Origin of the sequence: Wenjunlia vitaminophila DSM 41686 (assembly GCF_000380165.1) — a bacterium.
GTDB lineage: Bacteria > Actinomycetota > Actinomycetes > Streptomycetales > Streptomycetaceae > Wenjunlia > Wenjunlia vitaminophila.
On the sequence record NZ_KB904665.1, the window covers coordinates 38,620 to 53,468 of the forward strand.

The 14,849-nt window shown below is 70.9% G+C and carries 13 protein-coding genes; 4 read left to right on the top strand and 9 right to left on the bottom strand.

The genetic code is table 11. From position 1 onward, the window contains the following. Positions 1 to 72: 72 nt before the first annotated feature. A complete protein-coding gene (locus A3IG_RS0112080; protein WP_040911309.1) occupies positions 73 to 939 on the bottom strand; it encodes a helix-turn-helix domain-containing protein in 867 nt (288 codons plus the stop codon). Between the two features lie 207 nt (positions 940 to 1,146). Continuing rightward, the gene (locus tag A3IG_RS0112085; RefSeq protein WP_018383826.1) at positions 1,147 to 2,013 is read right to left on the bottom strand and encodes a helix-turn-helix domain-containing protein; all 867 of its coding nucleotides are present in this window, start codon (positions 2,011 to 2,013) and stop codon (positions 1,147 to 1,149) included. Positions 2,014 to 2,244: 231 nt separating this feature from the next. Between A3IG_RS0112085 and A3IG_RS29475 the strand changes: the two genes are divergently transcribed. Further along, on the top strand, positions 2,245 to 2,763 hold the full coding sequence (locus A3IG_RS29475) for an ATP-binding protein (RefSeq protein WP_018383827.1): 519 nt from the start codon (positions 2,245 to 2,247) through the stop codon (positions 2,761 to 2,763). Between the two features lie 496 nt (positions 2,764 to 3,259). Here A3IG_RS29475 and A3IG_RS0112095 read toward each other — a convergent pair whose 3' ends face one another. The 3 genes from A3IG_RS0112095 to A3IG_RS0112105 all read right to left on the bottom strand — a co-directional run bounded on the left by A3IG_RS0112095 (position 3,260) and on the right by A3IG_RS0112105 (position 5,527). Further along, positions 3,260 to 3,496, bottom strand: coding sequence for a DUF397 domain-containing protein (locus A3IG_RS0112095; protein WP_018383828.1), 237 nt, complete (start codon positions 3,494 to 3,496; stop codon positions 3,260 to 3,262). 490 nt (positions 3,497 to 3,986) lie between these two features. Further along, a complete protein-coding gene (locus A3IG_RS0112100; protein WP_018383829.1) occupies positions 3,987 to 4,952 on the bottom strand; it encodes a pirin family protein in 966 nt (321 codons plus the stop codon). A 110-nt stretch (positions 4,953 to 5,062) separates the two neighbouring features. After that, the gene (locus tag A3IG_RS0112105) at positions 5,063 to 5,527 is read right to left on the bottom strand and encodes an SseB family protein (RefSeq protein ID WP_018383830.1); all 465 of its coding nucleotides are present in this window, start codon (positions 5,525 to 5,527) and stop codon (positions 5,063 to 5,065) included. Between the two features lie 162 nt (positions 5,528 to 5,689). Here A3IG_RS0112105 and A3IG_RS0112110 point away from each other — a divergent pair, with 162 nt between their 5' ends. Further along, the gene (locus tag A3IG_RS0112110; protein WP_018383831.1) at positions 5,690 to 7,516 is read left to right on the top strand and encodes an acyl-CoA dehydrogenase; all 1,827 of its coding nucleotides are present in this window, start codon (positions 5,690 to 5,692) and stop codon (positions 7,514 to 7,516) included. Between the two features lie 182 nt (positions 7,517 to 7,698). After that, on the top strand, positions 7,699 to 8,979 hold the full coding sequence (locus A3IG_RS0112115; protein WP_018383832.1) for a M18 family aminopeptidase: 1,281 nt from the start codon (positions 7,699 to 7,701) through the stop codon (positions 8,977 to 8,979). Between the two features lie 22 nt (positions 8,980 to 9,001). Here the strand turns inward: A3IG_RS0112115 and A3IG_RS0112120 are convergent, their stop codons facing one another. Next, a complete protein-coding gene (locus tag A3IG_RS0112120) occupies positions 9,002 to 9,820 on the bottom strand; it encodes a carbon-nitrogen family hydrolase (RefSeq protein ID WP_018383833.1) in 819 nt (272 codons plus the stop codon). A 131-nt stretch (positions 9,821 to 9,951) separates the two neighbouring features. Here A3IG_RS0112120 and A3IG_RS0112125 point away from each other — a divergent pair, with 131 nt between their 5' ends. Next, entirely contained in the window at positions 9,952 to 10,770 is an 819-nt protein-coding gene (locus A3IG_RS0112125; RefSeq protein WP_026220185.1) for a maleylpyruvate isomerase family mycothiol-dependent enzyme, read from the top strand. A 350-nt stretch (positions 10,771 to 11,120) separates the two neighbouring features. On the opposite strand, the gene A3IG_RS0112130 is transcribed toward A3IG_RS0112125, so the two are convergent. From A3IG_RS0112130 to A3IG_RS0112140, 3 genes are all read right to left on the bottom strand, one after another. Next, positions 11,121 to 12,485 (bottom strand): MFS transporter, encoded by a 1,365-nt coding sequence (locus A3IG_RS0112130; protein ID WP_051087467.1) that lies wholly within the window; start codon positions 12,483 to 12,485, stop codon positions 11,121 to 11,123. Next, complete coding sequence (locus tag A3IG_RS0112135; protein WP_078500352.1) at positions 12,482 to 13,171, bottom strand: GntR family transcriptional regulator; 690 nt, start codon at positions 13,169 to 13,171, stop codon at positions 12,482 to 12,484. The genes A3IG_RS0112130 and A3IG_RS0112135 overlap by 4 nt, the downstream gene beginning before the upstream one ends. A 157-nt stretch (positions 13,172 to 13,328) precedes the next feature. Continuing rightward, positions 13,329 to 14,846, bottom strand: coding sequence for a dihydrolipoamide acetyltransferase family protein (locus tag A3IG_RS0112140; RefSeq protein ID WP_018383837.1), 1,518 nt, complete (start codon positions 14,844 to 14,846; stop codon positions 13,329 to 13,331). Between the last annotated feature and the right edge of the window lie 3 nt (positions 14,847 to 14,849).

A 14,849-nucleotide genomic window follows, 5' to 3' on the forward strand; every position in this document is an offset into this window, starting at 1 on the left:
GGCGGGTCTGCCGCCCCAGCGATCCGCTGAATCCGGAGGATCGACCTGACGTGGTCTCAGGCTACTTGTGGATCAGGTCCGTTCGAGCATAGTGCGCAGGAGGGCGACGCTCCGCTCCGGGGGCTCGCTGTCCGCGACCAGCCGGTCCATGGCCCGCGCGTACTGGCCGACCTCCTCGGGCTTGTCCAGGTAGAGCGCCCCGGTGAGCTGCTCGAGGTAGACCACGTCCGGCAGGTCCGGTTCGGCGAAGCCGAGGATGGTGAAGGCCCCGCTCTCCCCGGCGTGACCCCCGAACGCGAACGGCATGACCTGAATGGTCACGTTGGGCCGCTCGGCGAGCTCGAGCAGACGGGCGAACTGGGCCCGCATCACCTCGACCCCGCCGAACGGGCGGCGCAGCGCGGCCTCGTCCAGCACGGCGAGGTACCGCGGGGCGCCCTCGCAGACCAGCAGTTCCTGCCGCTTCATCCGCAGCGCGACCCGGCGCTCCACCTCCTGTTCCGGCGCGGTCGGCTGCCCGAGGGAGACCACCGCGCGGGCGTACTCCTCGCACTGGAGCAGGCCGGGCACGTACTGCAGCTCATAGGTCCGGATCTGTGAGGTGGCCTCTTCCAGCCCGACGTACGTCTGGAACCACACCGGCAGCACGTCGGCGTAGGAGTGCCACCACCCGGCGGAGCTGGCGTCGCGGGCCAGCCGCAACAGGGCCGCGCGCTCGGTCTCGTCGGTGACCCCGTAGAGGGTCAGCAGGTCGGAGACGTCCCGCTCCTTGAAGCTCACCCGCCCCAGCTCCATGCGGCTGATCTTCGACTCGGAGGCCCGGATGAAGTAGCCGGCCGCCTCACGGGTGATGCCGTGGGACTCACGGAGTCTGCGCAGTTGGGAGCCCAGCATGATGCGGCGCACCGTGGAGCTGCGGCTTGGCTGCCATGCGCTCATCGTGGACCTCCGCCGATTGCCGTTGCGAAGTCTGCCACTTGTTCCCGCAATCTGTGCACAGGGTGTGCGAGGGGAAAAACGGTTGGTGCCCGGCACGCGTCCCGAGGGGAACACGGCCGGACCGGGTCATGGGAGTGGTGGGTGTGCGGCGGTGGACCACGGGGGCGCACGGTGATGACCGCACCCTCCGGTGGAACGGCGCTCGACCTACAGTTCCTTGGCGATCCTGTGGAGGAGCTTGACGGCGTGGTCGGGCTGGAGGCTGTCCACGCACAGCCGTTCCATGGCCTGGCTGTACTGGTCCACGTCCTCCCGCTTGTCCAGGTACAGCGCACTGGTCAGTTGCTCGAGGTAGACGACGTCGGGCAGGTCCTGCTCGGGGAAGCGCAGGATGCTGAACGCGCCTCCCTCGGCGGAGTGGCCCCCGAAGTGGAACGGCATCACCTGGATGGTGACTCCGGGTTGGTCCGCGGCCTCGATCAGCCGCTCGATCTGTCCGCGCATCACCTCGCGCCCACCGAAGGTGCGGCGCAGCGCGGCCTCGTCGATCACCGCCCAGAGCTTGGGGGCGCGCTCGGACACCAACAGCTTCTGCCGCTGCATCCGCAGTGCCACCCGGCGCTCCACCACTTCCGGCGGGGTTGACGGCTGGCCGAACTGGATGACCGTCCGCGCGTAGTCCTCGGTCTGCAGCAGGCCGGGCACGAACTGCACCTCGTAGGTGCGGATGAGGGAGGCGGCCTCCTCGAGACCGACGTAGGTCTGGAACCAGCTCGGCAGCAGGTCGCTGTAGGAGTGCCACCACCCGGCGGCGTTGGCCTCGCGGGCCAGTCCCAGCAGGGCCGCGCGCTCGGTCTCGTCGGTGACGCCGTAGAGCGTGAGCAGATCGGCGACATCGCGCTCCTTGAAGCTGACTCGACCGAGCTCCATCCGACTGATCTTCGACTCGGACCCGCGGATGGAGTAGCCCGCGTCCTCGCGGGTGATGCCCTTGGATTCACGGAGTCTGCGCAGTTGAGAGCCGAGAAGGATGCGGCGCACCATGGAGCCCCCGCCCGGCTGGATCGCACTCATCCTGGTCCTCCTCCTCCCTCTCCTACCGGTGTGACCACGCACAGTCTGCCACCCCAAGGCTGCGAGGAGTACGCGACGGGGCGTTTTCGGAGTGCGGTTGCACAGGATTTTGCACGTGCATATGCCAATGCGAACCTGCACGGGAATCCGCCCTTGCATCGGCAGGAGGCATTGTGGAGGATGGTGCACGTGCACTTGCACGATCACTTGCGATCACACGGGGTGCCGCACATGGGGACTAGTGGCTCAGTCGTACTCGAGCCCTTATGGGAAGAGCTGCTCGCGTCCGAGGAGCTCACGACATCCCGTGCGGTCTCGTGCGAGTACCCGCTCCCTCCCCGGTTCGAAGCAGTCAAGGACGCTCGCGACTTCGCGCTCACCACGCTGCGCCGGTGGAACCTCGCCGAGCTGTTCGACTCGGTGGCACTGGTGGCGTCGGAGCTCGTCACCAACGCCCTGCGGCACGGGCTGTCATCGGCGGACTCCTTCCACTGGGACTTCCCGATACAGCTCTGTCTGGTGCGCCGCGCCTCGCGGGTGCTGTGTGTGGTGCGCGATCCCAGCAGTGAGGGACCGGTGTCGAAGGAGCCTGACTTCGTCTCCGAGTCGGGTCGCGGGCTGCACCTGGTGGACTCGTTCAGCGACACCTGGGGCTGGCACCCGCTCGCCGGAACCGGAAAGATCGTCTGGGCTCTGTTCCAGTCGCCGAACGAGGGCTACTCCGCGGCGCGCCGGCCGATCGCCATGTGAGACGGGGGAGTGGCCACCCGTCCCCCGGGCCCCCGCCAGGACCCGGGGGACGCGTTTCTCCGCGCCGCCGACCGCGCGTTCCCGACCGGCGCCCCACTTTCGCGTCCGCCCGGGGAAGCAATGCCAGCTTCCCCGACCGTCAGGGAGCCCTTTGCCCACCCTGCTGCCGCGGTGGCCCCGCCCCGGGACGTGACCGGTGCCCCGGCCACCGCCCGGACGGCCCGAGAATCCCGTCGGCAACAAAGGCCCCCCGCGGGGCCACTGGCAAAAGCCGGCACTCACCGGCCCCGCCGGTCCGCACCATGCGCCCGGCAAACGCCCGTCGTCACGAACTGACTTTCACCACGGTGCCCGGCACGCGCTCGGCCGGTGGCCAGGACACCGGCCGGATGGGGCGACCGGACACGGGTCGGGCGCGGCACTGGCCGCGCCCGTGGTCCACACGACGTCCCTGGCCTGCGCCTGGTCCGCCGCGGGAAACCAGAGTCCAGTACTGCTACTGGATGAGGCCGTCGAACTCGCCGTCCTTCACTCCGAGAATCAGTGCCTCGATCTCGGCACGGGTGTAGATGAGGGCCGGTCCGTCAGGGTGGCGGGAATTGCGTACCGCCACATCACCCCCAGGAAGCTTTGCCAACTCCACACAATTTCCCTGCGAGTTGCTCCTGAGGCTCTTCTGCCAGACGGCCCCCCTGAGTTCCGTGGCGGCCATGCCGTTGTACGTGTGGCGCATGAAATCTCTCCTGGGCCAGTGCGGTGGTGTTTCTGCATCACCACGGCCGATGATACCCACGTGCACGTGCATGCGCATGTGCATCCACGCGTGCACAGCTCTTCACCTGGAGTAATCGAATTTTCGATGAAAATCCCGATTGCCCACGTCTGATAACGAGCGATCACCTCACTCAACAGCAGCCGTCACAAACGGTCGCCGCCACAACAGGTGGAGCGGGGGGCCGCCCGACTCGCGGACGGCTGGCTGGACGGCCAGTCACGAACATGAACAGCAACGATCCCGCCATGGTCATCGCCGACCGTTCAACCGCCGGCGCCCTGGGTAACCACCCGTCACAGGAACCGGCAAACCGGGATGTCTCACCCGTGAATCACGGACCCCCCACCCAACCGGGGGGAAATCAGCACCCGAGAAGAGCCGAAAAACAGCGCCGCCGCCCGGCGGTGAACCGGGCGGCGGCGACACAGAACGGCAAGTTTGGCCGAATTTACTCGTTGGGCTGGATATGTTCAGCCGGGATCTGCCCCAGCCGGCCCGCTCGGAAATCCTCGAAGGCCTGCGCGAGTTCGGCGTGGGTGTTCATGACGAACGGTCCGTACTGGGCCATCGGCTCCCGGATCGGCCGCCCGCCGAGCAGCAGCACCTCGAAGTCCCGGGTGCGCGACTCCTGCTGCTGGTCGGCCTGGATGGTGAGCGCCCCTCCCGCACCGAAGACCACGGACTGCCCCATCCGGAACGGCCTGCCCTCCGCGCCCGCGGTACCGCTCCCGGCGAGCGCGTAGCCCAGGGCGTTGAAGTCCTCCCGCCAGGGAAGGGTGATCCGGGCACCCGGGCTGACCGTGGCGTGGATCAACGTGATCGGGGTCTGGGTGGACCCGGGACCGCGGTGCCCGTCCAGTTCGCCGGCGATCACCCGCAGCAGGGCACCTCCGTCCTGGGTGGTGAGCAGCGTCACCTGCCCGCCGGCGATGTCCTGGTACCGGGGGGCGATCATCTTCTGCTCGCTGGGCAGGTTGACCCAGAGCTGGATGCCGTGGAAGAGGCCACCGCTCATCACCAGCGCCTCCGGCGGGGTCTCGATGTGCAGGATGCCACCGCCCGCGGTCATCCACTGGGTGTCACCACCGCCGAGCAGTCCGCCGCCGCCGGTGGAGTCGCGGTGCTCCATCTCCCCGTCCAGGAGGTAGGTCACCGTCTCGAAGCCGCGGTGCGGGTGCCACGGCGTCCCGACCGGCTCGCCCGGGGCGTACTCCACCTCGCCCATCTGGTCCATCATGATGAACGGGTCCAGGTGCCGGTAGTCGATGCCGTAGAAGGCGCGACGCACCGGGAACCCCTCTCCCTCCAGGGCGCTGGGCGCGGTCCGCACCCCGAGCACCGGGCGCGCAGCGCCAGCCGGAACGCCGCCCACCCGGGGCAGGCTCAACACGTTCTCCACAGTCACGGCGGGCATGCCAGCCTCCTCGTGTCCCACCCGCGCTGTGCGCTCGCACATCCCGGGCTAGTTCAATGTTCAACTTGTATGGCAGAACACTGGGAGGGAGGGGTTCATTCCCGGGTCGGTCAGCCGTACATCCGGCGCATGGTGAAGTCCACCATCTGCTCCACGGCCTTGGCGTCGAAGACCATCCGGTGGTCGCCCTCCAGGTCCAGCACGAAGCCGTATCCGGTGGGCAGCAGGTCGAGCACCTCGGCGCCCGTGATCACGAAGTACTTGGACTCCTTGCCCGCGTACCTGCGCAGCTCCTTGAGCGTGCTGAACATCGGGATCACCGGTTGCTGGGTGTTGTGCAGGGCCAGGAAGCCGGGGCGCTCGCCGCGCGGGCAGTACACCCGGGACGAAGCGAAGATCGACTGGAAGTCCTCGGCCGACATCGACCCGGTGGTGAAGGCGCGCACCGCGTCCGCGAGCGACGGGCTGGACGGCTCCGGGTACAGGGGCTGGTCCGGATAGGCGCCCTGGGCCGCGGGCGCCGACTGGTAGTCCGCGTTCCCGCCGCCGCTGGCGTTCTGCTCGTAGCCGTACACGCGGTACAGCGTAACGAGTCGGCGAACGGGGCGGTGACCGTGCGGGTGAGCTCCGTCATGGACCGGTGGCGACTGGTTGTTTTGGTTACTCGCGGGTAGCATCATTGCTGATACCGACTGCACCGTCGTGATGACCGCCCTGGGAAACGGAGAGTCGTTGTTATGGGCCACTACAAGTCACATCTCCGCGACCTGGAGTTCAACCTCTTCGAGGTGCTGGGCCGCGAGAAGCTCTACGGCACCGGTCCGTTCGCCGAGATGGACGTGGAAACGGCGCGGACCATCCTCGGCGAGGTCGAGCGCCTGGCCACCAACGAGCTCGCCGAGTCGTTCACCGACGCCGACCGCAACCCCCCGGTGTTCGACCCGCAGACCGGTACCGCCTCGCTGCCCGAGACCTTCAAGAAGACGTACCACGCCTACATGGACGCCGAGTGGTGGCGCCTGGGCATCCCCGAGGAGCTGGGGGGCACCGCGGTTCCCAACTCGTTGAAGTGGGCCAACGCGGAGATGGTCCTGGGTGCCAACCCCGCCCTGTACATGTACGCCTCGGGGCCCGCGTTCGCCGCCATCCTCACCGAGGAGGGCACCGAGGAGCAGATCAAGATCGCCCAGCGGATGGTGGACAAGCGGTGGGGCTCCACCATGGTGCTGACCGAACCCGACGCCGGGTCGGACGTGGGCGCCGGACGCGCCAGGGCCACCCTCCAGGACGACGGCACCTGGCACATCGAGGGCGTCAAGCGCTTCATCACCTCCGGTGAGCACGACCTCGCGGAGAACATCATCCACTTCGTGCTGGCCCGCCCCGAGGGACACGGCCCCGGCACCAAGGGGCTCTCCCTGTTCGTGGTGCCCAAGTACGACTTCGACTGGGACACCGGCGAGCTCGGCGAGCGCAACGGGGTCCACGCCACCAACATCGAGAAGAAGATGGGCCTGAAGGTCTCCAACACCTGTGAGCTGACCTTCGGCGCCAACCACCCGGCCAAGGGCTGGCTGCTGGGCGAGAAGCACGACGGCATCCGCCAGATGTTCAAGGTCATCGAGTACGCCCGGATGATGGTGGGCACCAAGGCCATCGCCACCCTGTCCACCGGTTACCTCAACGCCCTCGCCTACGCCAAGGAGCGGGTGCAGGGCGCGGACCTGGCGCAGTTCGGCGACAAGAACGCCCCGCGGGTCACCATCACCCACCACCCCGACGTCCGCCGTTCACTGATGGCTCAGAAGGCCTACGCCGAGGGCATGCGGGCGCTGGTCCTCTACACCGCCTCGGTGCAGGACGAGATCCAGGTCAAGGAGGCCGCGGGCGAGGACGCCTCCGCCCCGCGGCGCCTCAACGACCTGCTGCTGCCGATCGTCAAGGGCTACGGCTCGGAGCGGTCCTACGAGTTGCTCGCCCAGTCGTTGCAGACCCTCGGCGGCTCCGGGTACCTGCAGGAGTACCCGATCGAGCAGTACATCCGGGACGCCAAGATCGACACCCTCTACGAGGGCACCACGGCGATCCAGGGACAGGACTTCTTCTTCCGGAAGATCGTCCGGGACCAGGGCCAGGCGCTCACCGCGCTCTCCGACGAGATCAAGGCGTTCCTCGGCGACGCCGCGGGCGGAGAAGAGATCGCCGCGGAACGGGGCCTGCTCGCCCAGGCCGCGGTGGACCTCGAGGCGATGGTCGGCGTCATGATCAACCACCTCACCGCCACCGAGCAGGACGTGACGAACATCTACCGCGTGGGGCAGAACACCACCCGCCTGCTGATGACCAGTGGTGACGTGGTCGTCGGCTACCTGCTGCTGCGCCAGGCGGCCGTCGCGCTGGAGAAACTGCCCACGGCCTCGGGCAGGGACAAGGCCTTCTACACCGGCAAGGTCGCCGCCGCCCAGTTCTTCGCCCGCAACGTGCTGCCCCTGGTCAGCACCCAGCGCGCCATGGCCGAAGCGGTGGACAACTCCCTGATGGAGCTGCCGGAAGAGGCGTTCTGACCGAACACCCGGCCGGGACGATCCCGGGCGGGTGCCCTGGCCACGACCAGGGCCCACGGGTCCCCGCACCGCTGCCTCCGGTGCGGGGACCCGCGCTGTTGGGGCACACCCGTGGGAAGCCGGCCCCTAGATTGGTTTCCAGCCATTCACGACCGGCCCGCCCACGGGGAGCAGGAGCAGCCATGCCCACGGCATTCGACCGCCGACACACCGACGACCTGATCGCCTTCGTCGAGGCGAGCCCCTCCCCGTACCACGCGGTGGCGAACGCCGCCGCCCGGCTGGAGGAGGCGGGATTCCGGCGGGTCGAGGAGACGGACGCCTGGGACGGCGGTGCCGGGGGGCGCTACGTGCTGCGCCGGGGGGCGCTGATCGCCTGGTACGTGCCGGACGGCGCCGCGCCCGCCACCCCGTTCCGGGTGGTCGGCGCGCACACCGACTCCCCCAACCTGCGGGTCAAGCCGCTGCCCGACACCGGGTCCGCGGGCTGGCGGCAGGTGGCCGTGGAGATCTACGGCGGTCCGCTCCTCAACACCTGGCTCGACCGTGACCTCGGGCTTTCCGGACGGCTCGTGCTGCGCGGCGGTGAGACCCGGGACGTGCTGGTCAACCGCCCGCTGCTGCGGGTTCCCCAGCTCGCCATCCACCTCGACCGCGGCGTCAACGAGGCCCTGACACTGGACAAGCAGCGCCACCTCACCCCGGTCTGGGGCCTGGGCCCGGTGCGGGAGGGCGCCCTGATCGACTTCGTCGCCGCGGAGGCCGGGGTCCCTGCCGACCGGGTCGTCGGCTGGGACCTGATGCTGCACGACGTGCAGCCACCCGCCTACCTGGGCCGGGACGGCGAACTGTTGGCCGCGCCCCGCCTGGACAACCTGCTCTCGGTGCACGCCGGCGCCGCCGCGCTGGCCCGGGTGGCCGGAACCGACCCGCGGTACGTGCCGGTCCTGGCCGCGTTCGACCACGAGGAGAACGGCAGCCAGTCGGACACCGGCGCCCAGGGACCCCTGCTCGGCACGGTGTTGGAACGCTCGGTGGCGGCGCGCGGCGGCTCGCTGGAGGACCGGGCCCGTGCCCTGGCCGGGTCGTTCTGCATGTCCTGCGACATGGGTCACTCGGTCCACCCCAACTACGCGGAACGCCACGAGCCGGGCCACCACCCGATCGCCAACGGCGGACCGATGCTGAAGGTCAACGTCAACCAGCGCTACGCCACCGACGCCGCCGGCCGGGCGGTGTTCGTGGACGCCTGCGAGCGGGCCGGGGTGCCCTGGCAGTCGTTCGTCTCCAACAACACGGTGCCCTGCGGCACCACCATCGGGCCGATCACCTCGGCCCGGCTGGGCATCGGCACGGTGGACGTGGGGGTGGCCGCGCTGTCGATGCACTCCACCCGGGAGCTGTGCGGGGCTGACGACCCGTTCCTCATGGCGAGCACCATCCTGGCGTTCCTCCAGGGGTGAGGTCGCCCGGACGCCCCGGCGGCTACCGCCGGGGCTCCGGAAGCCCGAGCACCCGGTCCCGCAGCACCGGGAAGTCGGCCCGCACCCGCGCCACCCGGGTCGGGTCCACCTCCACCCGCAGGACCTCCTCGCCCGCGCCGGCCTCCGCCAGCACCTCGCCCCAGGGATCGACCACCATGCTGTGCCCGGCCTGCTCAACTCCCCCGTTCTCACCGGCGTCGCAGCAGGCCAGGACGTATGCCTGGCACTCCACGGCGCGGGCCCTGACCAGCAGCCGCCAGTGCTCCCTGCGCCCGGCCGGCCATCCCGCGGGCACCACGAGCACCTCGGCGCCGGCGTCCACCAGCAACCGGAACTGCTCGGGGAAGCGCAGGTCGTAGCAGGTGGCCAGGCCCAGGGTGCCCAGCGGGGTGTCCGCGGCGACGATCCGCTGGCCCGCGCCCATGGCCACCGCCTCACCGGTGTCGAAGCCAAAGCGGTGGATCTTGCGGTAGGTGTGGCGCAGGGTGCCGCTGGGGTCGAAGAGAAGTGAGGTGTTGTAGAGCCGGCCCTCCCCCTCCAGGGGGTCACTGCCCGCCGGCGCGCGCTCCACGATGCTGCCCGCGTGCAACCACACCCCGGCGTCCCGGGCCGCCGCGGCCATCGCCCCGGCCGTGGGACCGTCCACCGGCTCCGCCGCGTCGGACCACGCGGAGTAGGCGAACGCGCCCGCCGTCCACAGCTCGGGCAGCACCACCAGGTCCGCGTCGGACTCGGCACGCACCAGGGCTGCGGCCCGCTCCCGCCGGTCTTCCACCGACTCGTCCGGTTCCACGGCGATCTGCAACAGTGAGGCGCGCACGGTACCACCACCCAGGAGTCCGGGCCCCGCGTTCGGCCCTACGATCGTCACTCGAAAGCACTGCCACCGTACTCGGGGGCAGCGTAACTTAAGCCAGACACCAGCGCGCTCCGAACCGTCCGAGGGGTCACGTGACCGTCCATCAGAATCTTCAGCCCTATGTCGATGCCTGGACCCACTCCATCGAAGCGATATCCGAGCTGTGCGCCCCCCTGTCGGAGGGGGAGTGGAACCGTGCCACCTCGTGCCCCGGCTGGTCGGTGCGTGACATCGTCTCGCATGTGATCGGCGTCGAGTGTGAGCTGCTCGGTGACCCCCGCCCCATCCACACCCTCCCCCGTGACCTGCGCCATGTGGTGGACGAGCGGTCGCGGTACACGGAGGTCCCGGTGGACGTACGCCGTTGCCACACCGGGCCGGAGATGACAGCCGAACTGGAGTACACCATCATCCGGCGCAGCCGCCAGCTCAGGAACGAGACGCGCGGTCCCGAGGCGACGGTCCGGGGGCCCATGGGCCGGGAGGTCACCCTGGAGCGGTTGCTGACGCTGCGGGCGATCGACGTGTGGGTGCACGAGCAGGACGTGCGCCGCGCTCTGGGACGGCCCGGCAACCTGGACTCCCCCGGCGGGCAGATCACCCGGGAGTGGCTGGTGACCACGCTGCCCAAGGTGGTGGCGAAGGACGCGGGCGCGGCCCCGAACTCCGCGGTCGTCTTCGACGTCCACGGGGCGATCGAGTTCATGCGCACGGTCCGGGTGGACGCCAAGGGCTGGGGCTCGGTGGACGGCCGGGTCTCGCTCGGTCCGGCGGTGACCCTGAGCATGGACTGGGAGACGTACTTCCAGCTCCAGTGCGGGCGGGTCCGCCCCGGGGCGGCGCAGGTGAAGGTGGAGGGCGACCAACAGCTCGGCCAGGCGATCATGGCGGCGATGGCGGTCACCCCCTGAGCGGGACGTGGTGGCCGCGGGACGCCCGGCGCCGGGCGCGCCGCGGCTTCCGCTGGCCGGGTCCGCCCCGGGTGTCGGCGCCCCCTCGTTCCCAGCGGTCGTTGCCCACGGGCCCTCGGCACGGCGACCCCGGAGGGCCACCTGCGACCAGCCCGCGTCACCCTCTGCCGCGGGCACGGTGGACGCGTGGCGCACGCGGGCCCGCGACGGACGTGCGGTCCTGGTGAACAGGGGTGTGCGACACACTGGTGGGACGTCACCGGCGCCCGGCGCGGTTCCCGGCCCGCCGACGACAGCGGTGTCCCGCGGGGGGACGGCCCCCGGGCACGCCGGGGAGCGTACGGAGCGGCTCAGTTGGCCGCGGCCGGGACATGGACGACCTCGACCCGGCTCGCGGCTATCCGTTCCCGTTCCAGCCGGGCCGCGCGACCGCGCAGCCGCAGGATCTGGCTGGCTCCCAGTGCCTGGAGGACGAACAGCGAGCAGAACGCGATCCGGTACCCGTGGGCCGAGTGCGCACCGCCGGCGGAGCCGCCGTCCACCACGTCGAGCAGCAGCCCCACGGTCAGCAGCGCGAGCATGGTCGCGACGAAGCCGCCCATGTTGACGATCCCGGAGGCGGTGCCCAGCCGCTGCGGGGGATTGGCCGGGCGGGCGAAGTCGAAGCCCACCAGGGAGGCCGGCCCGCAGGCGCCGAGCACCACGGCGTGCACCACCAACAGCCACATGGGAACGTGGTCCGCGGGCCAGGCCAGCACCGCGGCCCAGGCCAGCGCGGTGGCCGCGATCACCCCCAGGACCAGCGGCAGTCTTGCCCGGTGGTGCCGGGCGATCACCTGGCCGAAGACCATGCCCAGCACCATGTTGGAGATGACCAGCAGGGTCAGCAGGGCACCCGCCGTGTCCCGCCCGAGACCCTGGGCCTCCACCAGGAAGGGCATCCCCCACAGCAGCAGGAAGACCATCGCCGGGAACTGCGTGGTGAAGTGCGTCCACATCCCGAGCCTGGTGCCCGGCTCCCGCCAGGCGGCGGCGATCTGCTGTCGCAGGGCGCCGGCACCGCGGCCGTGGGCGGGTCTGGCCCCCGAGCCGTGGGGCCGGTCCCGGAGCAGGGCCAGCACCAGCACCAGCGCCACCGCGCCGCCGAGCGCGGTGCCCACGAAGGTGCGGGTCCAGCCGGCCGAGTCCAGCAGCCGGGTGAGCAGCAGGGTGCTGACCAGGTTGCCGGCCATGCCGAAGAGCGCGGCGAACTGGGCTATCAGCGGGCCCCTGCGCGCGGGGAACCACAGCGCGCCGAGCCGCAGCACGCTGACGAAGGTCATGGCGTCACCGCAGCCCAGCACCGCCCGGGAGGCCAGCGCGGGCCCGTACCCGGTGGACAGGGCGAACCCGAGCTGCCCCGCGGTGAACAGCACGATCCCCAGGCTGAGCATCCGCTTGGCACCGAACCGGTCCACCAGGAGCCCGACGGGTATCTGCATCGCCGCGTAGACCAGCACCTGCAGGATGGAGAACGTGGACAGCGCCGAGGCGCCGACCCCGAACCGCTCGGCGGCGTCCATCCCGGCGATGCCCAGACTGCTGCGGTGCACCACGGCGATGACGTAGACCATGACGCCGATGCCCCACATGACCGTGGCCTGCCGCCCGCCCGGTGGCTCGCCGGGGGCCAGGTGACCGCCCACCGCCGAGCCCCGCGCGGCTGAGCCGCTCATGGTCGGGCCACCAGGGTCCGCACCCGGCTCACGTGCCGGCGCACCTGCTCGGCCGCGGTCACGGCGTCCCCGTCCCGCAGCGAGCCCAGGATCTCGGTGTGCTCCTCCAGGCTGCGGCTCACCCGGTCCGGTTCGGCGTGCATCACCGCGACGCCCATCCGGAGCTGACGGTCCCGCAACTGGTCGTAGAGCTGCTCCAGGATGCGGTTGCCCGCGGCCCGCACGATGGCCGCGTGGAACGCCCGGTCGGCCACGGCGAACCCGGCGAGGTCCCCGGCCCCGGCCCGGTCCCGCTGTTCGTGGAGCAGTCCCTCCAGACGGTCCAGGAGCCGGGCGGGCGCGGGCACGACCTTGCGCACCGCGTGTTCCTCGACGAGCAGTCTGGTCTCCACCACATCGGCGATCTCCTGGGCGGAGACGGTCGTGACCAGGGCGCCCTTCTTCGGGTAGAGCTTGAGCAGCCCCTCCGCCTCCAGCCGCAGCAGCGCCTCGCGGACCGGTGTCCTGGAGACGCCGACCGCCTCGGCCAGGTCCCCCTCGGTGAGCAGGGTGCCGCCCTCGTAGGTGCGGTCGAGCACGGCCTTCTTGACGTGGAGGTAGACGCGTTCAGCGGCGGGGGCCTTGGGCCTGGCCACCGCGGGGGTCAACGGTTGGGTAGCGGTGCGGGAGGCGGCGGGGGTCGTCATGATGGATGCATCATAGATACAACAGGGGCGCCTGCCCACCGCCGTCCGCATCCCGGACGGGTGCGGTCCGCGGGCCGCTTCCGGGCGGCCGTGCCGGCGCCGGAACGCCGAACGACCCCGCGCGGAGGGTTCCGCACGGGGTCGTCCTGAGTGGGGGTCAGCCCCAGGTGGTGAGGCGCCTGGGCCGCTCCAGGACCGCGGCCACGTCCGCGAGGACCTTGGAACCCAGTTCCCCGTCCACCAGGCGGTGGTCGAAGGAGAGCGCCAGTGTGGTCACGTCACGCGGAACCACCTTGCCCTTGTGCACCCACGGCTGCTTCCGGATCTGACCGAACGCCAGGATCGCCGACTCGCCGGGGTTGAGGATGGGCGTGCCGGTGTCCACCCCGAAGACGCCGACGTTGGTGATGGTCACCGTTCCGCCCTGCATGTCCGCGGGGGCGGTCCGACCGTCCCGCGCGGTGCTGACCAGCTCGGCCAGTGCCGACGCCAGCTCCGGCAGCGTCTTGGCCCCGGCGTCCTTGATGTTGGGCACGATCAGTCCGCGCGGGGTGGCCGCGGCGATGCCCAGGTTGACGTAGGACTTGTGCACGATCTCCTGTGCCGCCTCGTCCCAGGCCGCGTTGACCTCCGGATGACGCCGGATGGCGATCAGGAAGGCCTTGGCCACCAGCAGCAGCGGGTTGATCCGCAGACCCGACAGGTCCGGGTCCTCCTTGAGCTCGCGGACCAGCTTCATGGTGCGGGTGACGTCCACCGTGACGAACTCGGTGACGTGCGGCGCGGTGAAGGCGCTGGCGACCATCGCCTGGGCCGTGGCCTTGCGCACGCCCTTGATCGGCACCCGGGTCTCCCTGGCCGCCCACCCCGGTGCGCCGGCGGCCGTCTCCGGGCCGGTCGGGGTGGCACCGGTCGGGGCCACGTCCGTCGGGGCGGTCGCGGCCGGGGTCACCGCCCCGGCGGCGGGTTCGGCGGTCGCCGCCACGGCGGCGTGCACGTCCTCCCGGGTGACGATGCCACCGGGGCCGGTCGGGCGGACCGTCGCGAGGTCCACCCCGAGGTCCTTGGCCAGCTTGCGCACCGGCGGCTTGGCCAGCGGCTTGGGGCCCGGCGCGGACGCCGGGGCGGGCCCGGACGCCGGGGCGGGCACGGACGCCGGGGCGGGGGCCGGGGCCGGCACGGCTGCCGGGGCTGGGGCCGGCACGGAGGCCGACGCACCGTTGGCGGACGGGGCGGCCGACGGTACCTGGGGCTTGCGCTGGCGGCGCTTGGCGGTCCCGGTCCTGGGGCCGTAGCCGACCAGCACCGCCTGCCGCTGCGGGCGCTGCTCCGGCTCCGCCTCAGCGGCCGGCTCCACCTGCCCCGCGGACGCGGGGGCGGGCTCGGCCGCGGGGGGCTGGTCCGCCCCGCCGGAGCCCGGCATGGTGTCCACGGCGATGATCACCTGGCCGACGTCCACCGTCGTCCCCTCGGGGAAGCGCACCTCGTGCACCACCCCGTCGAACGGGATCGGCAGCTCGACGGCGGCCTTGGCCGTCTCCACCTCGCAGACGACCTGTCCGTCGGTCACGGTGTCGCCCGGGGCGACGTACCACTTGAGGATCTCGGCCTCGGTGAGTCCTTCTCCCACATCGGGCATCTTGAACTCGCGGAAGCGCTGTGCGGTCACGGTCACAAC